The sequence below is a fragment of the Oceanospirillum beijerinckii DSM 7166 genome (genome assembly GCF_000422425.1).
Lineage (GTDB): Bacteria > Pseudomonadota > Gammaproteobacteria > Pseudomonadales > Halomonadaceae > Oceanospirillum > Oceanospirillum beijerinckii.
In genome coordinates this window covers 47072-70543 of record NZ_AULT01000030.1, presented here as the reverse complement: position 1 = coordinate 70543, position 23472 = coordinate 47072, and the positions used below count along the sequence as shown (strand labels likewise).

19 protein-coding genes and 1 riboswitch are annotated in these 23472 nt (G+C 47.7%); of the genes, 7 read left to right on the top strand and 12 right to left on the bottom strand.

What is annotated here, in order from left to right:
• Both astD and astB read left to right on the top strand, forming a co-directional pair.
• Positions 1-1467: a succinylglutamate-semialdehyde dehydrogenase gene (astD, locus tag H579_RS0110125; protein ID WP_028300582.1), complete on the top strand. Its 1467-nt coding sequence runs from the start codon at positions 1-3 to the stop codon at positions 1465-1467.
• 275 nt (positions 1468-1742) lie between these two features.
• Entirely contained in the window at positions 1743-3080 is a 1338-nt protein-coding gene (astB, locus tag H579_RS0110120; RefSeq protein WP_028300581.1) for an N-succinylarginine dihydrolase, read from the top strand.
• Between the two features lie 214 nt (positions 3081-3294).
• Here astB and H579_RS0110115 read toward each other — a convergent pair whose 3' ends face one another.
• Genes H579_RS0110115 through H579_RS0110105 form a run of 3 tightly spaced genes read right to left on the bottom strand, consistent with a single transcriptional unit; the run spans position 3295 to position 6323 of the window.
• A complete protein-coding gene (locus H579_RS0110115) occupies positions 3295-4440 on the bottom strand; it encodes a hypothetical protein (RefSeq protein WP_028300580.1) in 1146 nt (381 codons plus the stop codon).
• Positions 4427-5545: a hypothetical protein gene (locus H579_RS0110110; protein ID WP_028300579.1), complete on the bottom strand. Its 1119-nt coding sequence runs from the start codon at positions 5543-5545 to the stop codon at positions 4427-4429. The genes H579_RS0110115 and H579_RS0110110 overlap by 14 nt, the downstream gene beginning before the upstream one ends.
• Before the next feature lie 34 nt (positions 5546-5579).
• Complete coding sequence (locus tag H579_RS0110105; protein WP_028300578.1) at positions 5580-6323, bottom strand: HNH endonuclease signature motif containing protein; 744 nt, start codon at positions 6321-6323, stop codon at positions 5580-5582.
• A gap of 552 nt (positions 6324-6875) precedes the next feature.
• Here H579_RS0110105 and mgtE point away from each other — a divergent pair.
• Positions 6876-8228, top strand: a complete 1353-nt coding sequence (gene mgtE, locus H579_RS0110100; protein ID WP_036565990.1) for a magnesium transporter — start codon at positions 6876-6878, stop codon at positions 8226-8228.
• Positions 8229-8289: 61 nt separating this feature from the next.
• On the opposite strand, the gene H579_RS0110095 is transcribed toward mgtE, so the two are convergent.
• The 3 genes from H579_RS0110095 to H579_RS0110085 form a co-directional block, all read right to left on the bottom strand.
• Positions 8290-10167 carry a sensor domain-containing phosphodiesterase gene (locus H579_RS0110095; protein WP_211224700.1) on the bottom strand — a complete coding sequence of 626 codons (1878 nt, stop codon included), beginning with the start codon at positions 10165-10167 and terminating at the stop codon, positions 8290-8292.
• Between the two features lie 23 nt (positions 10168-10190).
• Positions 10191-10952 (bottom strand): CHASE4 domain-containing protein, encoded by a 762-nt coding sequence (locus H579_RS0110090; protein WP_028300575.1) that lies wholly within the window; start codon positions 10950-10952, stop codon positions 10191-10193.
• Between the two features lie 138 nt (positions 10953-11090).
• The gene (locus tag H579_RS0110085) at positions 11091-11573 is read right to left on the bottom strand and encodes an Lrp/AsnC family transcriptional regulator (RefSeq protein ID WP_028300574.1); all 483 of its coding nucleotides are present in this window, start codon (positions 11571-11573) and stop codon (positions 11091-11093) included.
• A 269-nt stretch (positions 11574-11842) separates the two neighbouring features.
• Here H579_RS0110085 and H579_RS0110075 point away from each other — a divergent pair, with 269 nt between their 5' ends.
• Positions 11843-12898 (top strand): arginine N-succinyltransferase, encoded by a 1056-nt coding sequence (locus tag H579_RS0110075; RefSeq protein WP_028300573.1) that lies wholly within the window; start codon positions 11843-11845, stop codon positions 12896-12898.
• A 167-nt stretch (positions 12899-13065) separates the two neighbouring features.
• Here the strand turns inward: H579_RS0110075 and H579_RS0110070 are convergent, their stop codons facing one another.
• From H579_RS0110070 to H579_RS0110060, 3 genes are all read right to left on the bottom strand, one after another.
• The gene (locus tag H579_RS0110070; RefSeq protein WP_028300572.1) at positions 13066-14109 is read right to left on the bottom strand and encodes a hypothetical protein; all 1044 of its coding nucleotides are present in this window, start codon (positions 14107-14109) and stop codon (positions 13066-13068) included.
• A 303-nt stretch (positions 14110-14412) separates the two neighbouring features.
• Complete coding sequence (locus tag H579_RS0110065; RefSeq protein WP_028300571.1) at positions 14413-15213, bottom strand: DUF1338 domain-containing protein; 801 nt, start codon at positions 15211-15213, stop codon at positions 14413-14415.
• A gap of 183 nt (positions 15214-15396) precedes the next feature.
• Positions 15397-16347 carry a LysR substrate-binding domain-containing protein gene (locus tag H579_RS0110060; protein ID WP_028300570.1) on the bottom strand — a complete coding sequence of 317 codons (951 nt, stop codon included), beginning with the start codon at positions 16345-16347 and terminating at the stop codon, positions 15397-15399.
• A 240-nt stretch (positions 16348-16587) separates the two neighbouring features.
• Here H579_RS0110060 and H579_RS0110055 point away from each other — a divergent pair, with 240 nt between their 5' ends.
• On the top strand, positions 16588-17520 hold the full coding sequence (locus H579_RS0110055) for a sugar nucleotide-binding protein (RefSeq protein ID WP_028300569.1): 933 nt from the start codon (positions 16588-16590) through the stop codon (positions 17518-17520).
• Positions 17521-18294: a lysophospholipid acyltransferase family protein gene (locus H579_RS0110050; protein ID WP_028300568.1), complete on the top strand. Its 774-nt coding sequence runs from the start codon at positions 17521-17523 to the stop codon at positions 18292-18294.
• Positions 18295-18662: 368 nt separating this feature from the next.
• On the opposite strand, the gene H579_RS0110040 is transcribed toward H579_RS0110050, so the two are convergent.
• Positions 18663-19382 carry a YoaK family protein gene (locus H579_RS0110040; RefSeq protein WP_028300567.1) on the bottom strand — a complete coding sequence of 240 codons (720 nt, stop codon included), beginning with the start codon at positions 19380-19382 and terminating at the stop codon, positions 18663-18665.
• 297 nt (positions 19383-19679) lie between these two features.
• On the opposite strand from H579_RS0110040, the gene H579_RS0110035 reads away from it, so the two are divergent.
• A complete protein-coding gene (locus H579_RS0110035; protein ID WP_157834596.1) occupies positions 19680-19934 on the top strand; it encodes a hypothetical protein in 255 nt (84 codons plus the stop codon).
• Positions 19935-20077: 143 nt separating this feature from the next.
• On the opposite strand, the gene ahcY is transcribed toward H579_RS0110035, so the two are convergent.
• A complete protein-coding gene (gene ahcY / locus H579_RS0110030; RefSeq protein WP_028300565.1) occupies positions 20078-21472 on the bottom strand; it encodes an adenosylhomocysteinase in 1395 nt (464 codons plus the stop codon).
• A gap of 16 nt (positions 21473-21488) precedes the next feature.
• A riboswitch (S-adenosyl-L-homocysteine riboswitch) is annotated at positions 21489-21573 on the bottom strand.
• Between the two features lie 142 nt (positions 21574-21715).
• On the bottom strand, positions 21716-22906 hold the full coding sequence (metK, locus tag H579_RS0110025; protein ID WP_028300564.1) for a methionine adenosyltransferase: 1191 nt from the start codon (positions 22904-22906) through the stop codon (positions 21716-21718).
• Positions 22907-23472 lie beyond the last annotated feature (566 nt).

Below are 23472 nucleotides of genomic sequence, written 5' to 3'. Positions count from 1 at the left end.
ATGACTTCACTGTTTATTAATGGCCAGTGGCTGGCAGGCTCTGGTGCTGAATTTAGTTCGCTCAACCCAACAACTGGCGAAGCCGTTTGGACGGGCGGTGCAGCATCTCCTGAGCAGGTTGAAACGGCCGTCGCCGCAGCGCGTGCCGCCAGCACCGAATGGTCGCTGCTGGGTTTTGAGGCCCGCACCGAGATCGTACGTCGTTACGGCAAGCTGCTGGAAGAGCATAAAGAAGAGCTGGCCGTTACCATCGCAGCCGAAACCGGTAAGCCGTTATGGGAAACCCGTACCGAAGCCGGTGCCATGATGGGCAAGATCGAAATCTCCGTTAAAGCCTATAACGAGCGTACCGGTTCCCGTAGCAGTGATATGGCCGGTGCCAAAGCGGTACTGCGTCATAAGCCCCACGGTGTCGTGGCGGTCTTTGGTCCTTATAACTTCCCCGGCCATCTGCCTAATGGTCATATCGTACCGGCGCTGCTGGCGGGTAATACCGTGGTGCTGAAGCCAAGCGAGCTGACCCCCCATGTGGCTCATAAGATGGTTGAACTGTGGGAAAAAGCGGGTCTGCCCGCGGGTGTACTGAACCTGGTTCAAGGTGAAAAAGAGACCGGTATCGCACTGGCTAATCATAATGACCTGGATGGTTTGTTCTTTACTGGTAGTTCCCGCACGGGTCACCTGCTGCATGAGCAGTTTGCCGGTCACCCAGGCAAGATTCTGGCGCTGGAGATGGGCGGTAATAACCCGCTGATTCTGGATCAGGTCAGCGACACCAAAGCAGCGGTGCATGAAACCATTCAATCCGCCTATATCACCTCCGGTCAGCGTTGTACCTGTGCCCGTCGCCTGTTTGTACCTGTCGGTGAATGGGGTGATAACTTCCTGAGCCAACTGCAGCAGGCCGTAAGCCAGATCAAGGTCGGCGGTCAGTTTGATGAAGACACGCCGTTTATGGGCAGTCTGATCTCCGAAGCTGCGGCTGATGGCATGGTCGCGGCACAAGCCAAGCTGGTTGAGCTGGGCGCAACTTCTCTGCTGAAGCTGGAAAAACTGCAGGCCGGTACCGGTCTGGTATCTCCAGGTCTGATTGATGTCACCGCGATTGCCGAGCTGCCGGATGATGAATATTTCGGCCCTCTGCTGCAGGTAATTCGTTACAGTGATTTTGATGACGCCATTCGTCAGGCTAACAACACCCAATACGGTCTGTCCGCCGGTCTGTTCAGTGATAGTGAAGAGCGCTTTAACTACTTCTATGACCGTATTCGCGCGGGCATTGTGAACTGGAACAAACAGCTGACAGGTGCCGCCAGTAGCGCGCCATTTGGTGGTGTGGGTGCCAGTGGTAACCACAGAGCCAGTGCTTACTATGCCGCAGATTACTGCGCATACCCGGTAGCCGGTATCGAAGCCGGTGCTTTAGAGCTGCCGGAGACTCTGGCTCCAGGTCTGAAGCTGGACTAATAACAAGGTCCCTTTTAAACCCAAGGGCAAGCCGTTCTACCCATTCCGATAAATGGTTGTAGGTCGGAAAAGCCGCAAGGCGCCTTCCGACAGTGGTTGGATATGCAAGAGTCTCGTCGGATGGCGCTTCGCTTATCCAACCTACGTACTTTATTTATAAATCTACGTTTGCGTTTATCGAATTATCGCGAAGGGTATTACTTGTCAGGCAGTTAATCACAAGGTGGCTCGAATAGAAGACTACCTTGTCAGCACCGAATTAGGTAAACGCTGAAATGAAAGCATTTGAAGCAAATTTTGATGGTTTAGTGGGCCCGACCCACAATTACAGCGGCTTGTCCTTTGGTAATGTCGCGTCTCAGAACAACCAGGCCAATGCCTCTAATCCTAAGTTGGCGGCACGTCAGGGTCTGGCAAAAATGAAGGCCCTGCACGATATGGGTATGTACCAGGGGGTATTGGCACCACAGGAGCGTCCCGATATCTTTACCCTGCGCCGACTGGGTTTTACCGGTTCCGATGCTGAGGTACTGACAGCCGCTGCTAAACAAGCGCCCCGTATTCTGGCGGCCTGTTGTTCCGCATCCAGTATGTGGGCCGCCAATGCAGCGACAGTATCACCGAGTGCAGATACCGCCGATGGACGGGTGCACTTTACCCCGGCGAATCTGACCAATAAGTTCCATCGCTCCATTGAGCATGAAACGACCGGACGCATTCTGCAGGCGACGTTTAACGATGATAAGCACTTTGCCCATCATCCAGCGTTACCGGGGGTGGAGCACTTTGGTGATGAAGGTGCGGCGAATCATACTCGTTTTTGCCATGAGTACGGTGAAGCAGGTGTTGAGTTTTTTGTTTACGGTCGTAGTGCTTTTGACGGCAGCCGTCCGGAGCCTAAAAAGTACCCGGCCCGTCATACTCTGGAAGCGTCAGAAGCGGTGGCCCGTAGTCACGGTCTGAGTGCGAAAGGTGTGGTTTATGCCCAGCAGAATCCTGATGTGATTGATGCCGGTGTGTTCCACAACGATGTGATTGCCGTGGGTAACCGTGATCTGTTGTTCTGCCACGAACAGGCATTTCTGGATCAGGCCGCTGTAAAACAGCAACTGACTGAGGCTATGGGCGGTCGCTTCCATGTAGTGGAAGTACCGGACAGTCGAGTCTCGGTTCAGGATGCAGTACAAAGTTATCTGTTTAACAGCCAGCTGCTGAGTCTGCCTGATGGTCGCACGCTGCTGGTGATCCCAGATGAGTGTCGCAATAACGAGCGTGTGTGGAGTTACCTGAGTGAATTGAAAGCAGGCGATAGCCCCATTGATGAGCTGCAGGTATTTGATCTGAAGCAAAGCATGAGCAACGGCGGTGGCCCAGCGTGTCTGCGTCTGCGTGTGGCGATGAATGAAGCGGAGCTGAATGCGTTTAACCAGTCTACCCGTATGAGCGAAAGCCTGTTTGCAGCGCTGAATGACTGGGTGGAGTGCCACTACCGTGATCGTCTGATGGAGTCGGATCTGGCTGATCCTCAGCTGCTGATGGAATCACGTACCGCGCTGGATGAGCTGACTCAGATTCTGGGTCTGGGTTCTGTCTATCCATTCCAGCGGGTATAACCACCCGAGCAGAGCTTTTTGATCAATAAAAGGCTCTGCTGAAAAAGAGCATAGGCCAGCGGCGGGATGTCAAAGGCCAAATACGTGTTGGAAAAGCTGCTTTTCCTGCACGTGTTGAAACACGTTAAAGGACTAATATAGCAGCCATCACGATCTGCCCATCGTGATGGCTTTTTACTAGAAAGTTAAACAATAGATATTAAAAGCAGCTTTATTATTTTCCTAAGAATTTTAGGTTAGTTATTTGCCAGGCTCCTTCAAAGTTATCAAATCGCCCCGTGCTTTGATTAATTGGTGTTATTATGATTTTTTCGAATAAATCAGTGCTAGATACCTTGATTTTCTCTTCCCTAGGCCTATTGTTTGATGAAGGGATGTAATCACCCAATAATAAAGATGATCCTCTGTGCTTAATTAACTGCACTCTGTATCTTCGCTCCTTATCAAGATTGTAGTCCCCATCGACCTCTCTAATATAAATTTCTCTAATGTTATAAGGTTTATCAAACTCTAGCTCATAGTATTCTTTTGTTTTTAGGTCAGTTGTTTGAAGGCCTGCGGTATCATTGATTAAATGAACCCACTTAAAACTCTTTAATGACTCAAACTTTTTAGGTGGCTGCATAGAAATATGGCGAATAGATTCACTATCAGCCCACTTTGATCGAGATACTTTTATTGGCTTAAGTTTTTTGTGTTTTTTGATTATTTTACTATCATCTGTTATTGCTCTAATATTAATCCCTGACTCAGATAGCATTAAGGTATAAAATCTATTTATGCTGTTTTTATGTTCTTCTGATAGAGAAGAAAGATCATCCTTAGGATAGACCCAATACGCATTAATCGGTATTTTGTCTTTTTCAAGACGGCAGAAAGGTGTGCTACCGATACATAGATCACCCTTTACATGAGCATCTGATGGAAAGCCATCATTGAAGTCGGTGTACTCATTTCGAATCAATCCGCTACCAAAAATAAACCATTTTGTGTTTTCGTTATGATCAAATAGGTCAAAATATTCATTTAACTCTCCTGCAATATTTATTTTGTTGTTGCTGCCATTTTTATTTATTTCTGGTATGTCTCCACATTCTTGTATGACAGCATTTTTCGCATTTTCCTTGCTTTCGCTTTCTATCTCAATGCTACATATTTCATCATTGTTTGACGCATTTCTGATGGTTACTGAGTCACCTTTTTTTAATGATGATATAATTATATCTATTGATGGATATATGATATCTGTCTTGAACTCCTTTGTTGGATTGTTAGGTATTGAAAATATATAGTCTGTCGCTGAAAAAGACAGCGAAGAACAAAACATTCCTGTAAAAAAAAGATATCTAAAATTTTTCATTTAATATACTCTCTTTGAGTTCTTCTCTTTCTGTATATGCTTTTAAAAGTTTGCTGTGTTTTGATTGGTATTCTGAAAGTATAGTCTGAGATAATGCGTTATACCTCTCTTCTATTGACTCCATGTTAGCTAACTGTCTTAGTGATTCAGAATATATTTCTTCTATGTCGGAAAGCTCTTTGCATATATCAATATATGCAGGATTGTTTCTTAGGCTCATAGGGCTATGAGACTTTAATATCCATAAAATTAGAGATGTGCCTATAGATAATGCAAGTACAGAGCACAGCATTAGAGTAAGAAAAGATGCTGTTCCACCGATTGTTGATAATATAGTTTCAAAGAGGGTAGGCGGCACTCCAAATGCTGGTTTTCTATTGTTATACAGTGAGTATATTGAATTAAATATTATGGTTGAAAGAATAATGGAGAATAAGTGGAATGAAAATCTCTTCATTCTGATAGAGTTGGAGAAGCCTTTCTTATACTTGACATTTGAATAAGTGAATGTTGCTATAACAGATGATAAAGGAATGATAGCCCCTCCTAGGAAATATAGAACCTTTGCATTGTCAATATTTAAATCATCTGAAAGGTAGTTGATCGCCTTGTTCATATAATCAACTTCTATTTTCATCAAAAAACCAGTCATCATAATTGTTTCGCTGAATGCTATTATTAAACATAGTATTATTAGTATTGTGACCTCAATCCGCTTTCCAATAGTGAATGGTGGTTTTTTGTTTTCGGGCTCATCTTCAATATAAGGTGATATTTCGCTTTTTATTTGCTTCTTTAAATCTCTGCTTTTTTTGATATCTATTATTATTGATGATGAAAGTTTGTCTTTGTATTTTAATGCGATTGATTTGTATTCGTGCAGTCCCGTTTTATGTAGTTTGTTATGCTTTAGGTTTTCAATTGTAAGCTCTTTGTCATCATTAGGTATGTGTTTTTTTATTTCTTCATCTTCAATGTGGTAGTCAAATGAATTTGACTTATATTGAGTATAAAATCGGGCAATGATATTTATATCTTTTGTAAAGGATTTTGCGGATGATGTGGTATTCGATAGGCTGTTAAGAGATGGTTCCTGTTCCTTCACTAAATAGCTCCTATGTATATATTAAAGTTGAATTTCAATGAAAAGAATTATGGTACAGAGGGGATGTGATTAAAATATTATTCATATCGTATACTCCACCTCCTTGAGATATTGGCTTTATGTGATGCAAAGAATAAGAGTCAATGCCTTTGTTTTTTTGAGATGTGTGAGCTTTTGGAGCTAAACCTTGGGACATCCTTGAGATATTTGATGAGCTGAACCCACTACGGAGTATTTTATCTTTGGAGACCAGTTTCCAAAATGTTGTGCGGAAATGGTCCCAGTTTCTGAACTGCTTATTTGCCATCTTTGAAGCAATTTGCTTAGGAAATCGAGCCGCATTGCCATGACTTCCTCGCAACCAGCTTTTTCCAGGCTTTACAGCTTTTAATGTATCAATCCCATGTGCTACCCCTGGTGTGCTTCTTTTATTTAATGCTCTTTTTACTGGAGGAAGAAGCTGTTGTTTAGCATTGATTCTATCTAGGAATAAAAAGTATTGTTTCTGTAAGGTGGGATTTTTTTTATAAATATTTGATGCGATTTGTTTTGCTTTTTCTTTGAGTATAGGGTTTTTAGATATAACTGATGATACTTTGTCTAAAGCTATGTTTCTTACTTTTGATTTCTTTGACTTTAAATATATGGATATTGATTTTTCTAATATTGCTGCTGCCGCTTTGGATCTTATGCCCGCATATGTGGTATTTGAAGAGAAGGTTGATGTTGTAATAATTATAGCGGCAATGAAAAATATAATATATTTTGAATTTGTCATGTGCTTTTACAAAGATAAAGTGTTTTCTGTATGCTACATCAGCTTTGGTTGATTTAAAAGTTTTGATATAGGATTTTTGTGTGTTGCTTGTTATGTCATTCATGGTTCATGAAATAGTAATTTTTATTAGCGATGGTATTTGTCGCATTGCTTCGGTTTTATATTGTTGTAAATCAAGGGGTTGCTTGTTTTTTATGTTGTTTGTTGTATTTGGGGGCTTTTTTGTCTTGGGTTTTAGCCTGTTCCACTTTTCTGGCTCATTAGAGCAGTAAAGTTTGAGACTGAACTAGATACATCGCACGTTAAAGGACTAACCAGGAGCCATCACGACCTGCCCATCGTGGAGGCTTTTTCTTTGCTGATCGATTGTGTTGGTAAACCTCTTTTATCCATCCGGTTTTTAATACAGCGTATCAGTTTCCTCTGCGCCACAGACTAAAGCAGGCTATTCGGTTTGCTCATATCTTTTCTCTCCCGCTTTCGTTTTAATAGGCCACAATCAGTCTATGAACAGACGTTTTTCATTGTTCAACAGTAAAAGGCAAGGATTCTATGGTAAGCAGCGGCATCGAATTTGGCTCAGTGGATTGGGTGTTAAACCACCTGGCGGAAGATAAAAGCAGCAGTGTGCTGAAAGCCGCGCTGATGGATATGCCCGCCGCGGATGTGGCAAATTTACTGGAATCGATGCCTCCGGGGCAGCGTCGGGATCTGTGGGAGCTGATTCCTCCCGAGCATGAAGGTGAGATCCTGACCTGGCTGCACGATGAGGCTCGTTCCAGCATCATCAATGATATGGATGAGCAGGAGCTGGTTGCGGCGGCAGACAGTATGGAGGTCTCTGATCTGGCCTTTGTCCTGGAGGAGCTACCGAAGGATCAGACCGATCTGATTCTGGAGTCCCTGGATATGGACCGCCGTCTGCGCCTGGAGAAGGTGCTGTCCTATGAAGAGGGCACCGTTGGTCGTTTGATGACTACGGATGTGATGGCGGTTCGCCCCGATGTATCTGTTGCGGTTGTACTGCGCTGGCTGCGTCGCCATGAAACCCTGCCGCCCCATACCGATGCTCTGATGGTTACCAGCGATGAAGGCCGCTTTTTAGGTAAGGTGGCGATGAATACGCTGTTGCTGTCTTCACCGGAACAGCTGATCTCTGATGTGATGTCCGGTGATAGCGAAGTGATCCGGGCCCAGGCCAGTGAACAGGAAGTGACTACCTTGTTTAATCGCCGGGATCTGATGTCGATGGCGGTGGTGGATGATCAACATCAGTTACTAGGGCGCATCACTCTGGATGATATTGTTGAGGCGATTCGCAGTGATGCTGATGACAAGGTGATGAAAAGTGCGGGTTTGGATCAGGAAGAGGATCTGTTTTCTCCGGTGATTCCCAGTGCAAAACGCCGGGGTGTCTGGTTGGGGATCAATCTGATTACCGTTTTTGCAGCAGCCTGGGTGATCGGACAGTTTGAAGAGGCGTTGGGGCAGATTGTCGCGCTGGCGGTATTGATGCCTGTTGTGGCGAGCATGGGGGGAATTGCAGGTAGTCAGACGCTTACCTTAGCAATCCGTGGTTTGGCACTGAATCAGATCGCTTCCAGCAATACCCGTTGGTTACTGACCAAGGAACTGGCGGTCGGCATGCTAAACGGTACGGTGTGGGCTTTAGTGGTCGCTGTGGTGGCCTGGTTCTGGTTTAACGATATCGGCCTGTCTGTGGTGATTGCCGTTGCGCTGGTGTTTAACCTGTTGGCGGCGGCGGTATCCGGGATTCTGGTGCCATTGACGCTGAAAAAGCTGGGTATCGACCCGGCCTTGTCCGGGGCTGTGATTTTGACCACAGTGACTGATATTATCGGTTTTCTCAGCTTCCTGGGTTTAGCGACACTGTTCCTGCTGTAAATTTGATCCTGCTATAAATCTGAGCGATACCAAACCAATAACCAAACCGCCAAGCCCATTATCAATGAGCGTTGGCGGTGTGGTCGTTCTGAAACGAGGCTTCAAGCCGTGCGGTAAAGTGCTCCCAGGGTTCTGGTTTTGCGAAGAAAAAGCCCTGTATCAGGTCGGCCTTGTGCTGACGGCAAAAGGCCAGTTGAGCCTTGTTCTCAACCCCTTCAACCACCACCCTGCAGTTCAGACTGTGGGCCATTGCGATAATGGTCCTGGCCAGTGGCGCGTCATCCTGCTCCTCCAGGGCTTTAATAAAGCACCGATCCACCTTGATCTCATCAACCGCGAAGTGCTGTAAATAGCTTAACGAGGAGTAGCCGGTGCCAAAGTCATCCAGTGCCACCTGCACTCCCAGTTGGCGTAAGGCTTTCAGCTGGCGGGCAGCACCGGGATCAGCCATCATGGATTCGACAATCTCTATCACCAGCTGGTGGGGCTGGAAGTCAAATTCATGAATCAGCCCCTGAATTTCACGCACAAAGCCTGCCTGGCGCAGCTGCAGAACCGAAATATTAACAGACAGGGTGATGGGTAACCGGGTCAGCACCTGACAGGCCTGTCTGAGAATCCAGCGGCTCATAGGTACAATCAGCTCGGTCTCTTCCGCCAGAGTAATAAAGTGCCCTGGCCCCAGTAATCCTTTTTCAGGGTGTTGCCAGCGCAGCAATGCTTCCGCACCCTCAATCCGCTTATCAGAGCTGTATTGCGGTTGAAAATAAAGCACAAACTCCTCACGTTCAATGGCCCGTTGTAACTCCTGAATTGCCTGAGTTCTGGCTTTTAGTCCACGGCTGACGTTGAGGGAATAAAAGGAGAATGTATTGGGTTTATCGGCCTGGTTACGGATATGTTGCAGTGCCAGTCGGGCTTTATGCTGCAACTCTTCCAGCGAGCGGCCATCGGAAGGATAGTGCGCGCCACCGGCCTGAAGACTCAGTGTGTAGTTTTTGCGCTGATAATCCCAGGTGCTGCCACTGACCAGATCAATCAATAACTGAACGCTGTGCTCTGCCTCACTTTGACTGCCTTCCAACAGTAAACCCAATCGATTAGCCGGTAGGCGGAACAGATGTTTTTGTTGTGGCAGAGGCTCCAGTATCGCAAGGCACTGCTGGGCCAGATTTCTGAATACTTCATCTCCGGCTTCTACACCATGAAATTCATTGATCAGATGCAGGCCATGAAGACGCAGAATCAGCAGGTAGCCTTCTTTATGCTCCGTCTCTTGAGAAAACTGGTCCTCGATATGAGCCAGCTGGGGCAATCCGGTAACCTGATCAAAGTGAGTTTCCTGATAGAAATTTTCCTCGGCTTTGCGGCGTTGAAAGGCTTCGGCAAACTGCGCGGTAACGCCTGCCAGTGCCGAGGCGGCATTCTTATCGCTATCACTCCATTGTCTTGGCTGGTACTGACAGAAGGTAAGCACACCCTGTAGCTCCCCTCCCTGATAAACGCCGGTGAGCAGGGCACTGTGTAAGCCAAACTCGCGAAACAGTTTCAGCATACCCTGATGAGAAAACAAGTCAGGTCTGTCTGTACCCGGCATATTCAGTTCAACTACGGGTTGGCCCTGAATCAGCTCGATACAGGTTTGAACTTCACTCAGATTAAAGGCTTCGTGGGTCATCGAAGAGTTACTGGTTTGGCAGACCAGTTGATGGCCCGAATCATCCAGTAGCCAGACAGCCGTGATATCTGCTTTGATCAGCCGGGTGGCTTCCAGGCTGAGGGTGTGAAAGAAAGCTTGTTGAGAACCCTGGTACTGAAAGCGCTGGCGCAGGTTTTGAACCACCTTCTGCTGTTCTTCCAGATCTGACCGGGTATTGGCCAGAGCCTGCATCTCCTGCAGGCTGTGCCGACCCTGTTTGACCAGGCGATGGAACAACAAACCTGTCGTAATACCTAAAACCGTTAATAACAGCAAAATCCAGGGAAAAGGTGGTGCAGGAATTGATTGCCGGGCTTCATAGGTTGCCTGTTCAGATAGCCGAGCTGCTTGCCTTGATTATCCTGTAAGCTGTAATAAGCATGGGAAGGTGGCGGTTGCAGGGAAAAGTACAGATCCTGATAACCAATATGGGTTTTAAGCTCATGCTGCTCTGCCGTATTCAGCGGGGTAGCAAAGACAAAACTTTCACCGTAACCCGCAGCATCATGGTTGTCGCTCTCTTTTAATATCGGGTGTGATGCAACGGCATACACCTTATTATCCAGTAGCAGCAAGTCACTGCCTTGACGCAATAAGGCTTGTGTTAATGGTGCTAATTTTTGCGACATAACGGTTGAGTGCGTTTTGCCCTGGTAGGCGCTGAAACGTATCCCCTGGCTTTGACTGACAACCGCAGCCCATTCGACATTGAGGTTTTCATACAGCCCCGTGCCCAGATTACTCACAACCCAGTCCCGGTCAGGCTGTTGCTGTTTGATCCACTGATCGTAGGCGCTGTCCCAAATAGCATAATCCCGTACATTATTCAGCAGCAGACGTTTGGTGCGCTGAATATCTTCCTCAATGGATGAGTGGACATGTTTCTCATCCTCCTGATTGATCGTATCAGCGGACTCCCACAGCAGAGACGCGAATAGGAACAAGGATGAGATAAACAGTGCAGCGATCCAGATCAGGCTCACTTTGTACTGGTGTGTAATCCGTTTAATAGGGCTGGACATCATGTGGAGTGACCTGTGTATCAGCTCGGTTTAATGTAAGGCTAGCTGCAGGAAAGTCCATTTCGCAATATTAATAATCAATCTTTAACTTTCTTTTATAATATATCTTTTATAGGCCACGGGGAAGTCCGTCTGGTTGTCTTAAAGCGTCTGTTCCAGCAGAGCATCCAATGGATAACCCCGGAAAGGTTTCACATTGGTCAGCACCACATGGCTACTGATATTGACCATACCCGGTAGTACATCCAATAGCATATCGTTGATATCGTTATAGCGTGCCATATCCGGTGCTACGATACGCAGGAAGAAATCAAAGCTGCCACTGACGGTATAACACTCCACCACCTCGGGATGGCTTTGGGCAGCACTCTGGAAAGAACGAAAGGCATCGGTGCTCTGATCCTTCAGGCTGACGGTGCAGATCACTTCCACGCTACGACAGATCTTAGCCAGGTTTAGATTGCTTAGATAAGGCCCGATCAGACAGGCTTCTTCCAGCTTGCGGACACGATTCAGGCAGGAGCTTGGTGATAAGCCGACGCGGTTTGCCAGATCCTGGTTGGTGATTCTGGCTTCCTGCTGCAGGATCGAAAGAATATTTCGGCTGATACGGTCAAGCTGCATAAGATAACCTTCTACGGGCGCTTTTTTAAGAATATTCAGCCTGTTTCTATCACTCATCACGCACGATTGCAGCGATAAACACGCTAAGTTGCGCTAGTTTGCCGTTGTCGATGGCGTTTCGCAACTTTCTTTCATGATGCCAAATTTTATTTGGCTCGATTTTATTATAGCTGCAGGATCTGCACTTTTTAGTGAAAATCAGAAAGCTCATTTTGTAGACATGACACTAAAATTACCCTCATCACTTCAGTAAATAGTTGGGTATGGCTATGTTGTTAATTCGTCCCTGTCAAATGAGCGATCTCGATGATCTGATGGCGCTGTCCCGTGCCGTGGGTCGTGGCATGACCTCTATGCCAGCCGATGAAGCGGCATGGCTGAGTAAAATAGAAGCCACGACACGCAGCTTCTCAGCGCAAGGCGCAGAAGATCCCATGGGCACCTATTTTATGGTGTTGGAAGATCCGGCATCGGGTCGCGTAGTGGGTACCACTGCGATCTATACCGGTATTGGTTTGGATCGTCCGTTTTACTCTTACAAAGTCTCTACCTTGGTGAGCAGCAGCAGTGATCTGGCGGTGACCCGTCAGGCTCGTGTCTTGAGCATGGTGAATGATTACACTGGCGCGACTGAAGTGGGTTCATTATTTGTTCTGCCGGAATACCGCAAGCCCGGTGTCGGCCAGTTCCTGTCCCGTGCCCGTTTTCTGACCATGGCGGATTTCCCGGAACGCTTTGGTGAAACCGTGATGGCGGAGCTGCGTGGCTGGCAGGATGAAAATGGTAATTCACCATTATGGCAGCACTTAGGTAGCCAGTTCTTTGGTATCGAGTTCCAGGATGCGGTGAACACGGTAGCTTTGAAGGGTACGCAGTTTATCTCCGATCTGATGCCGAAATATCCAATCTATATCGATCTGTTACCGCAAGAAGCCCGTGAGGTAATAGGTAAGCCCAATGACTCCTCCGCGCCTGCGCTGCATATGCTGAAAAAAGAGGGTTTCCAGTTTACCGGTTATGTGGATCTGTTTGATGGCGGTCCATCGGTACAGTGTCCGGTCGGTGAAGTGCATACTGTGCGTGACAGTCACCAGGGCCAGGTACGCATCAGCTTTGATATTACGGAGCAGGATGAGATGTATATGCTCAGCAACGGTAACCTGAATGATTACCGCGTTATGCTGGCACCGGCCCGTATGGCAGCGGATGGCACTTTGATGATCAATCAGGAAACGGCTCAGGCGTTAGGAATTAATCACACGGCACCGAATGCCCGTTATATCCCGTTTAAACGTAATCAACAGGCTCATGCCGTCGCGGCATAGTTTTATTGGAAGAGTTAGTGTTATTTCGAATCATATAGTCTCGCGAGACAGAGACACGAGCAATACGCGCTTTCCTGCAAAACATAGACAGTACTTCAGCCCCGTGTGCACGGGGCTTTTTTTGTGTCCGCTATTTGTAATGCGCACAGGGCCAGCAGAGGACTGAATCAGCCGTTCAGTGACATATTGAGCAGGTTGTAGGCTGGAGCCAGGAACAGGGCTTGTCTCAGCGTACTGTTTTTGCCAAAGATCTCTTCGGTTGATGGTTGTCCGACCAGTTGCCTGAAGGAATCCGCAGCATCTTCACCCAGTACCTTCTCCGCTAACTCAATTAACTTATTCGGTGTATCAATCTCATTTCTGAAGAGTTCTGATGATGCTTTAACAGCCTGTGCTGCCGAGCTATTCTCATCCAGCGTTTTGGTCATATTTTCGTTCATACGCTGAACGGCTAATAACAGGGCTGCTTTGCGTACTTCTTCTGGATCTAGATCGTTATCCCGCGCATTTTGATACGCTTTACTGAGTTCCGAATGATCTGAGTCTTTCAGATGCCGGAAGAGCAGATCTTCGGCAGCGTTAGAGCTTTGATTATTTGATGTCGCGTTAGCTCGATAAGGACCAAGTTGATCATCAACGGCGTCAGTAAACAGTGCTTGATTCAGTATTGGATTTGAACCAAAGAAACTGCCTTCGTCAGCACGCTTTATTCTATTCAGTAGTTTATTGTCAGGATCTTGCTGGAGTAGTTTTTTAAGCTCCTGAGCCCTGTCTTCAGGTTTCGCACTTACAAGGGCTTTATATTTATCAGGTACATAAGTGGAGTGTTTCGTACCTGTCGCAACCTGGGCTTGTTTGTGCCTTAGTCCGCCCAGATAAAAAGCTGCTTCTTCTACTTTTTTTAGATCGGTTCCATTATTTAAAGCGTAGTCATAGGCTTCTTTCAGAACTTTTTGATCGCTGGGCTTTAAGAAATCATAAATACTGCCAGATGATGCATGAGGATCGGCATAACCTTCCACTGGTTTTAGATAGCGTGGAAGATTGTTGCCTTCTCTGGCTGCATTGCTAATTTGCACTTCTGCCGCTGCACCTGTCCCAGTTTGTTGAACGGTATGCTTATCAGCGGTGTGGCCTTCAGTGGCTGTCCTGCTGGATTTGGGCTGATTAGAATGCAGGGATGGAGCTGATGAGTTATTGGTGATCTGCATAGATAACCTCCTGTTATCTGAGGGCTTCGCAATTAGCGTGCGTATCGAGTCAATATTAATCGACTTTATTGATAGTTATATCGGTTTTTTTATAGGCCTCTTTAATAAATAAATTGTTAGCTTGAGTAATTAATGTATTGCTTACTATTTGATTATCCGGAATCTGGCAAGTAATAAGATTGCTTTATCAGTGGATTTTTTAAGACAAATATTGTCCTTTGTTTTTTGTGAAAAATAATAAGGGCATGCCTTCATTGCTGCCAGCATGCCCTTTAAATGGATAATTACTGTCGTATCAGAGGGTTAGGCTGCGATGTTAGTAGACTCGAAAATCTTATCGGCATTGGCTTCGATAAAACCTTGGTAGACAACGCCTTCATTGTCGGCATGGCGCAGGGCGAACTCATAGAAGCAGGTCGCGATCTCATGCTCTTGGCCATCGGCAAAGGTAAATGCCATACGGTCAGCCATACTGGAGCCCTGTTCCAGCAGTGACTCAGGCGTACCTTTTACTTCACCGCCTACGGTGTTGACTGCAAAACCGGCGTCTTTTACACGCTGCAGCACTTCACGAATGCAGTTGGTGCTGTTTAGATGATTGATGCTGACCGTGAAGTGATTCACTCGGATACCAATCGCCAGTAACCAGGCACCGTACTCACTTTCTGCCATTACGGTTTGATAGTCTTCCCAGGCTGGCGTGCTCCAGTGACGACCCGAGCAGAACACACTTTGATCCATAGGCTGTTCGGTGATTTCAGCAGTGTACTTGGCAATAATCTGTTGTGCCTGTTCGCTCAGCTGGTCGGTCAGCAGCTCAGAGATAAAAATCTTAGGCACGGTATGATCCAGGTGGATAAAGCTTTTCGCACGCAGTTTTTTCGCTTTGAACTCATAGTCCCCTTGTACCTCGTAACCCATTTCCAGAATCAGAGGTACCAGGTTATCCAGTTGCAGCGGTGTATTGGCAAAGGTTCGGAAAGCGACATGGTCGTTAATCACTTCACCGTCGGTGGCGGCAAACAGCTGACGAATCTGCTCAGCCTGTGGTGTGATCTCGATATAGTTTTGCCAAAGTTGTTCAAAGAAAGCCTGTGGAGTCATGTTGTTTTCCTGTCACGGTTTTTCTGCTGGCACTCTTCAATGCCGCAGTAGGGGATTAAACCCCTTTATCTTTTATTTGGGTCATAACCTTGTGTGTAAAACAGGGTTATTTGTTATACCGGTAATAGAGGTAGTGTGACGAGACAGGGAGATGCCAGCAAACAAAAAAACTTCGTGTCTTGGTCAAGTTAAACTTGCTCTTGCGGCTCTTGGGTGGTGTTGTAGCCAGCTGTGCATCCAGCGCAGAAAATCCTGAATCTGCGGGTGCTTATGGGCGTCTTCTTTTTGCACTAACCAATAGCCGGGCATCAAGCCAGGGTTAAGCTCACTGATCGCTCTATCGCCCAAAGGAGCAATCAGATCGCCTTGGGTAATGGCATCTCGGGCATCGGGGACAGAGATCAGAGCCACGCCTAAACCCCGTTTAGCCGCTTCCAACAGACCCGCATGGCTATCCAGAGTCAACACCTGACGCTCCACCACGGTATCTACGCCAAGTGTGTTCAGTAACTTGCGCCACAATTCGACGGACAGAGGAGTGCAGAGCAGTCGGTGTTGGCTCAGATCGTCTTTGTGTTGCAGTGTTTTGTAGTAAGAGGAATCCGGCTGCAGCAGATCAGGCGCGCAGACCAGAAGTTTATCGTCGGTAATCAGCAGTTGCTTGTGACTGAAAGGCCACTGGCCAAAACCCCACTGTATCGCCAGATCCAGGCGTTCGGCGGCAAAGTCCGGAAAGGGCACTGTGGTCGTGATACGAATATCCAGTTCAGGGTGCAGGGCTTCATATTCGGGTAGCTTGGGCAGTAAGCAGTTCACAGCAAACCAGGGTGAGGTACTGATTCTCAATAGTGGCCGATGTTGCTGCTGTTTGACCTCTTTAATACCCCGGTCGATCAGGTCGATGCCTCGACGCACATAATCCAGTAGCTGTTCACCAGCAGCACTCAGCTCAATGCCTGAGGGGTGGCGGATAAACAGTGTCAGCTGTAACTGTTCCTCTAGTGATTTGATCTGCAAGCTGACCGCCTGAGGGGTCACGCACAGTTGTTCTGCGGCCTGTTTAAAGCTACCCAGTTCTGCGGCAACCGCAAAAATATGCAGACTGCGCAGTGGCGGTGTGCGCTGAATATTCATAAAGCTCTCTCTGACTGTTCTCCGGGGACGTCGTTTGGCTTGATCGACGACCTTGGCATTATACTTGTCCCGGTATAGCATGCCTGCGATTGATTTAGAGATCTGCAATCCAGCGAGCAATACGGTACAATTCGTATCCCCAAAGCATCACCCCAACTCTGACTGCTGAGCTGAATACATCCTTCTGATGGGCTTTAGTCGTTGTCGATGTTGGGATTATCCTTCAGACAGGAACAGGGTATGCACATTTTTTTCATAGAGGATCAGTCCTCTCTGGCACAAGGTATTTTGCAATACGCTGAGGCGATCCGTGGTATTCGGTGTACGGTGTATCAGGGTGACCCTGATGATATTGCTGAGCTGCAGCGTCAGCTGGCAGAGCTATCCGTGGACTTTGTGCTCAATACCTACGAATTTGCCGATAGCAAAAAGGTGGAGCAGCAGCCGGACAGGGCCTGGCAGATCAATGCTATCTTCCCGGATCACCTGGCGCATATCTGTCTGGAAACAGGCAGTGCTCTGCTGCATATCTCTACGGATGATGTTGTGGGTGAAACCCGTGGTATCGCTTTCCATGAGAAGGATAACGTTCACCCGCTGAATGCGTACGGTGAAAGTAAGTGGCAGGGCGAAGAAGCGATCCGCCAATTGCTGAAACGTCGCCTGATTCTGCGTCTTGGCACCTTGTTTGATGCGAACAGCAAGGGCTGGTTAAGCCAAATGGTGGCGCAGGCTGAGAGCAGTAAAGGTGTACAGGATGCCAGCGATATTATGTTTTCGCCAACCCCTGTTGCCGATGCCGCCCGTGTGATTATTGCTATGTTACAACAGATGGATTGTGGTGCGGACTGCTGGGGAACCTATCAATATGCCGGTGTTGAGCCGATCAGCCGCTTTGAGTTTGCCGAGCTGCTGGTTGAGTTGGGACAGGATCAGGGACTGCTGGATATGATGGCGGAAGCCCGCTCAGTATCGGCTGCTGCACTGGGTTTAACCGGTAAGCAGGCGCTGCATAAAGAGATGAATTGTCAAAAGATTATGGATCACTTCGGTATTAAGCAGCGCAGCTGGCGTCCTGCGTTGGTGGGGTATCTGGAGCATATTGCTGATAGTCGCAAAGCTGCCCAGGCTGAGCAACCCGAGGAAGTCGTCCATTCTGAGGAAAGTAAGTAGATGACTGCGTTACGAGCCATTATTTTTTATCTGGGTTATTCACTGGCCCTGGTACTGGTGTCCTGTATCGTGACACCGATTGCTCTACTGACCCCACCTAAAACCCGTGCCTGGTTGATTTTGCGTTATAACTGGTTTGTGCTGTTGTGGCTGCGTATTACCTGTGGTGTGCGCTATGAGATCGAAGGTGCTGAGCATATTCCACAAAACGGTGAAACTGTCGTAATTCTGGCGAACCATCAATCCGAGTGGGAAACCCTGTACCTACAGCTGGTCACTCAGCCAATGAGTACCGTACTGAAGCAGGAGCTGCTGAAGATCCCTTTCTTTGGCTGGGGCATGAAGGCACTGCAACCGATTCCTGTGGATCGCAGTAAACCCGCTGCAGCCATGAAACAACTGCTGAAAGAGGGCAAGCAGCGCCTGGATGAAGGCTTCTCCGTACTGGCGTTTCCTGAAGGCGCCCGCACCGAGCCGGGCACTCGTGGCGATCATAAAAAAGGCGGGGCTATGCTGGCGACCAAAAGTGGTAAAGCGATTCTGCCAGTGGCTCATAATGCCGGTGAGCATTGGACTTCCAGCCCGTTAAAGAAAAAAGCCGGTACTATCCGTGTTTGCTTTGGTCCGCTGATCCAGACCGAAGGTCGCCATGTCAATGATGTGCATGCCGAGGTGACCGAATGGTTGGAAGCTCAGGTGGATCGTTTGTCTGATCTGCCACCGGTGCGAGTTGAAGAGAAGAAGGCTGAAGCAACAGAGAAGAGCGCGGACTAAATTCAAAAGAGATTAATATAACCGCTCTCTTTAATACCAAACCAGATAAGTTGTTGTCGGAAAAGCTGCAAGGTGCCTTCCGACAATCATCAGGTACCGAAGTCAGTGTCGGATGGCGCTTCGCTTATCCAACCTGCTTGATATCAAGAAATTTATCGGGAATGGTATAAGTTTTGTGCTTAAGCCTCTTTTACAAATAGAGAGAATAAACAAAAAGCCGTTAGTGATTGATTGACGATCCAGTAGCGGCTTTTTTGTTGTCTGACTTGACGGTTATGGTTACGGTTATTGTACAAGCTTGTTCAGGATTATCGAATAAAGAGGTCGGTGATTTATGGTGAGCTTCGAATCACAGGATCTGGCGTGACTTATTTATTTTCTCCAGATGTTGAGCCCTTTTGACGTTTCAATGCAATTCGGCGGGCAAAGCGGATGCGGTACAGGCGGTAATACAGCGCCAGAATAAAGCAGATAACAGCCGGTACTGACAGTGTCATAAACTGATAGTTTTGATAGAGCCAGGTGCCCACAATACCGCCTGCGGTAAAGTCTAACAGCAGCAGGCTCAGTAAAATCAGCTTTCTCCGGTCGATGGGTTTATTGCGTAATGCCGCCCCTAGCATAATGCCCAGATCTGTCACAATACCTGTCATATGTGTGGTACGAATGACCGCACCACTGTAACGGGTCACCATCGCATTCTGCAGACCGCAGGCCGCGGAAGCAAGATAGTGGCCCGATAACGAACCTTGTTCTAACAGAAAAATGGCTCCCAGCAGCAACAGCCCTTCAATGATCAGCAGTGCATCATAATGCCGCCCCAGTTTGAGTGAGACATGGGGCATCATAAAACCGGACACCATCGCGCCCAGCATAAAGCTTACCACGACACCGGCTAAGTGCAGTGTTGTGGACAGTGTCTCGGGTGATAGGTGCAGAATGTCACTGCCCAGCAGAGTAACTGTGCCGGAAAGATGGGAGATAGACTGATGCTGGAAACCGAGCAGCCCCACCGCATTGATCGTACCAGCCATTAGGGCGAGTAGAAATGCACCGTACTCAATCCAGCGTGGCAGTCTTGAAATCACGTCAATGTCTCCCTGTTTCGAATGAAGTCAGACCCTGTGTGAATCTGGAGTCTATCAAACAGATCTGACTGAAGGGAGATGACCTTAGCCTCAGGTACTCTTTTATCATCAAGGTGTAAGGCATAGTGATAGTGCCGGTTAAGTATGTATAAAGTCAGGCTTGAGCAGGGGTTAGGATAGGTGTAATAACGCGTAATATTCTGTCGCTTTGGTTTTGGTTATATTGTTCTGAAACAGGTTGCCGCTGAAGATTAGGGCCAAGTCATGAGTTTTATATTGACCGCTGATGGAATTGTTATGTCTGCACAGCCCAGGACAGATCAAGTCAAGCTATTGGTGTTTGAGCGCCAAATCTATGCCATCGAACAGATTGTATTTGAGGTAGACGAGTTCTGTGTTGTTGAGTTAGGTCAGACGCTGCAACTCAGTGGCAGGGAAGAGCGTTATCTGGCCGTCACTAAGCATGCCCAACTGTTCACCATTGATGCCCTGGCTGCCCCCAACAAGTTACTGATTCACTGCCACGGTAGCGCCCGTATTATCAGCAGTTAATCTCAAAGGTTTTTAGGTGACTAAATAGCCATCCGTCAGGGAAGACGGTTTTTTTGTATGGTCTAAAAAAGCAGTCAGAGATAAAAAATAACCCCGCAAGTGCGGGGTTATCTCTAAATACTGAAGTCAGCTAAGAGGGCTGATTAGTACTTATAGCTTTCTGGCTTGAATGGGCCTTCAACGTCAACACCAATATAGTCTGCCTGCTCTTTAGACAGTTTGGTAATCACGCCGCAGAAGCCTTCAACCATATAGCGAGCTACTTCTTCATCCAGCTGCTTAGGCAGAACTTCAACAGTGATGTTCGCCGCTTTTTCTTCAGCAGACAGGTTAGCAAAGCCTGCTTGGTAAAGGTGGATCTGAGCCAGTACCTGGTTAGCAAAAGAGCCATCCATGATACGGGATGGGTGACCGGTGGCGTTGCCCAGGTTCACCAGACGGCCTTCAGACAGCAGGATCAGGTAGTCGCTGCTATCCAGGTTGACATCAGTACCTGGCTTAGCATCGCGGAATACCTTGTGTACCTGTGGCTTCACTTCTTCCCACGCCCAGTTTTCACGCATGTAAGCGGTATCGATCTCGTTATCGAAGTGACCGATGTTGCATACCACAGCACCTTTTTTCAGGGCTTTCAGCATGTTGGCGTTACAGACGTTGTAATTACCGGTCGTGGTTACGATCAGGTCGGTTTTTGCCAACAGTGCGCTGTTGATAGAGGCATCAGTACCGTCGAATTCACCGTTGTTAAACGGAGAAACCACTTCGAAACCGTCCATACATGCCTGCATCGCACAGATAGGATCCACTTCTGTAACAGAAACGATCATGCCTTCCTGACGCAGAGATGCCGCAGAACCTTTACCCACGTCACCGTAACCGATCACCAGGGCTTTTTTACCTGACAGCAGGTGGTCAGTACCGCGCTTAATGGCATCGTTCAGAGAGTGACGACAGCCGTATTTGTTATCGTTCTTGGACTTGGTTACCGCGTCGTTTACATTGATCGCAGGGACTTTCAGAGTACCCTTGTGCATCATCTCGATCAGACGGTGAACACCCGTGGTGGTCTCTTCAGATACGCCGTGGATGCTGTCCAGCATAGCTGGGTATTGCTCGTGGATCAGAGCGGTCAGATCACCGCCGTCGTCCAGCAGGATGTTGGCATCCCATGGCGCACCGTCTTTATTGATGGTTTGCTCCAGACACCAAACGTACTCTTCTTCTGTCTCACCTTTCCAGGCAAATACCGGAATGCCTTGAGCAGCGATAGCTGCAGCAGCGTGGTCTTGCGTAGAGAAGATGTTACAGGAAGACCAACGAACTTCTGCACCCAGGGCTACCAGTGTTTCGATCAGCACGGCAGTCTGGATGGTCGTGTGAATACAACCGATGATCTTAGCGCCAGCCAGCGGTTGCTCGGCACGGTACTTCTCACGAATCGCCATCAGCGCCGGCATTTCAGACTCAGCGATGCGGATTTCGTTACGGCCATAGTCAGCAAGAGAGATATCAGCGACTTTGTAGTCAGTGAAGCTCATTAGGTTTCTCCATTCAGGTGAATGGGCGCCCTTGCAATAATAAAATTTGGCATCGGTCTGAGCGTAGCGGAATAAACTCCGTTGCAGCGCCCCTCAGTCCGATGTGATGCCAGCAGGGCTGACAATCAGATGCGACAAAGCAGGAGCCAGGCTCCTGCTTTGTGGTGTACGTTAACCGTACATTATAGATGCTCTGTGACAAAACAGATCATCCGGGTCTGTATCTAATTGAGAGTAATCAGATTACAGGCCAGCATCAGCACGCAGTGCGTCAGCTTTATCGGTTTTTTCCCATGGGAATGCCGTGAAGGTGTCATCGCCCACGGTCATCTCAAAAGGATTACGGCCAAAGTGACCGTATGCTGCAGTCAGGCGGTACATAGGGTGCAGCAGATCCAGCATGCTGGTGATTGCGTATGGACGCAGATCGAAGTGCTCACGCACCAGCTGGATGATCTTCTCGTCGGAGATCTTACCTGTGCCAAAGGTGTTGATAGATACAGACGTTGGCTCTGCAACACCAATCGCGTAGGACACCTGAATCTCACAACGGTCCGCCAGGCCTGCTGCGACGATGTTTTTCGCAACATAGCGACCCGCGTAAGCCGCAGAACGGTCTACTTTGGATGGATCTTTACCAGAGAACGCACCGCCGCCGTGACGAGCCATACCACCGTAGGTATCTACGATGATTTTACGACCGGTCAGGCCACAGTCACCCACAGGGCCACCGATAACAAAGTTACCCGTTGGGTTGATATGGAACTTGGTGTCTTTCGTCAGCAACTCAGCAGGAATCTCATGCTTGATGATCAGTTCCATTACCGCTTCACGCAGATCTTCCTGAGAAACTTCAGGGTTGTGCTGAGTGGACAGAACGATGGCATCAATTGCAGATACCTGACCGTTTTCATAACGGCAGGAAACCTGAGATTTAGCATCCGGGCGCAGCCAAGACAGCAGACCGTTCTTACGGGTCTCAGCCTGACGCTCAACCAGGCGGTGAGCAAAAGTGATAGGTGCAGGCATCAGTACTTCGGTTTCGTTAGACGCGTAACCGAACATCAGGCCCTGGTCACCGGCACCCTGATCTTCAGGCTTCTTACGATCAACGCCCTGTGCGATATCAACGGATTGCTTACCAATCAGGTTGATGATGCCACAGGTGCTGCCGTCAAAGCCTACATCAGAAGAGGTATAGCCGATGTCATTAATAACATTACGGACCAGATCTTCCAGATCGATCCAGGCAGAAGTGGAAATTTCACCAGAAACAATGGCAACACCAGTTTTTACCATAGTTTCACAGGCAACACGGGCGTACTTATCTTCCGCCAGAATCGCATCGAGTACGGCATCAGAAATCTGGTCAGCGATTTTGTCCGGATGGCCTTCAGATACAGATTCAGACGTAAATAAAGAGTATTCGCTCATGATTCTCTTATTACCCTCAAAGGAGTTGAAAATAAGGAATTAGCCAGACCTTTTAAATAGGTTAAGACCTGACCTCCTGTAACAGACATACAAGGATAAACGTATGACTGTTGGTTTGACCGGCAGGAGGGTCGCTCAATAGAACAATCCAACCGGGTGTAGCGATGACCCGGCAAGTCCTCGTCCACCACGTTGAAGACCCCATTGCATAAGAGGTCATGGCTTGGAGCGTTATAAAAACACCATCGAATGGGACGCGCCTAAGGTTAATCGTTAATTGTAGCCATTTGCCCTGCTGAATGCACAATGAAATTTACTAAAATTACCCTGAAAAACGCTCATTTTCACTATGGAGGATAAAATTCATTCGCAATTGCCGTGTTATTCCATTCTATCTGTCATGAAATGAAGTTCAGGGTTTGAAGAGTGCGGCCTTATAAGCGACAATACGCGCCTATTTACGGTGGTTTGTCCCATTTTGAGCTTAACTTATACGCTTTGAACGTATCGTTAACGCTCTGGCAGGCCATGAACATACTTTGCAGTGATACCTCTGTTTATAAGAG

What these genes read in the sequence shown, in the direction of transcription:
- mgtE (WP_036565990.1), top strand. Translation starts at nt 6,876, where the DNA reads ATGGTAAGCAGCGGCATCGAATTTGGCTCAGTGGATTGGGTGTTAAAC.
- H579_RS0110105 (WP_028300578.1), bottom strand. Translation starts at nt 6,323, where the DNA reads ATGACAAATTCAAAATATATTATATTTTTCATTGCCGCTATAATTATT.
- H579_RS0110055 (WP_028300569.1), top strand. Translation starts at nt 16,588, where the DNA reads ATGCACATTTTTTTCATAGAGGATCAGTCCTCTCTGGCACAAGGTATT.
- H579_RS0110035 (WP_157834596.1), top strand. Translation starts at nt 19,680, where the DNA reads ATGTCTGCACAGCCCAGGACAGATCAAGTCAAGCTATTGGTGTTTGAG.
- H579_RS0110060 (WP_028300570.1), bottom strand. Translation starts at nt 16,347, where the DNA reads ATGAATATTCAGCGCACACCGCCACTGCGCAGTCTGCATATTTTTGCG.
- metK (WP_028300564.1), bottom strand. Translation starts at nt 22,906, where the DNA reads ATGAGCGAATACTCTTTATTTACGTCTGAATCTGTATCTGAAGGCCAT.
- H579_RS0110085 (WP_028300574.1), bottom strand. Translation starts at nt 11,573, where the DNA reads ATGCAGCTTGACCGTATCAGCCGAAATATTCTTTCGATCCTGCAGCAG.
- H579_RS0110115 (WP_028300580.1), bottom strand. Translation starts at nt 4,440, where the DNA reads ATGAAAAATTTTAGATATCTTTTTTTTACAGGAATGTTTTGTTCTTCG.
- astD (WP_028300582.1), top strand. Translation starts at nt 1, where the DNA reads ATGACTTCACTGTTTATTAATGGCCAGTGGCTGGCAGGCTCTGGTGCT.
- ahcY (WP_028300565.1), bottom strand. Translation starts at nt 21,472, where the DNA reads ATGAGCTTCACTGACTACAAAGTCGCTGATATCTCTCTTGCTGACTAT.
- H579_RS0110070 (WP_028300572.1), bottom strand. Translation starts at nt 14,109, where the DNA reads ATGCAGATCACCAATAACTCATCAGCTCCATCCCTGCATTCTAATCAG.
- H579_RS0110075 (WP_028300573.1), top strand. Translation starts at nt 11,843, where the DNA reads ATGTTGTTAATTCGTCCCTGTCAAATGAGCGATCTCGATGATCTGATG.
- H579_RS0110050 (WP_028300568.1), top strand. Translation starts at nt 17,521, where the DNA reads ATGACTGCGTTACGAGCCATTATTTTTTATCTGGGTTATTCACTGGCC.
- H579_RS0110065 (WP_028300571.1), bottom strand. Translation starts at nt 15,213, where the DNA reads ATGACTCCACAGGCTTTCTTTGAACAACTTTGGCAAAACTATATCGAG.
- astB (WP_028300581.1), top strand. Translation starts at nt 1,743, where the DNA reads ATGAAAGCATTTGAAGCAAATTTTGATGGTTTAGTGGGCCCGACCCAC.
- H579_RS0110090 (WP_028300575.1), bottom strand. Translation starts at nt 10,952, where the DNA reads ATGATGTCCAGCCCTATTAAACGGATTACACACCAGTACAAAGTGAGC.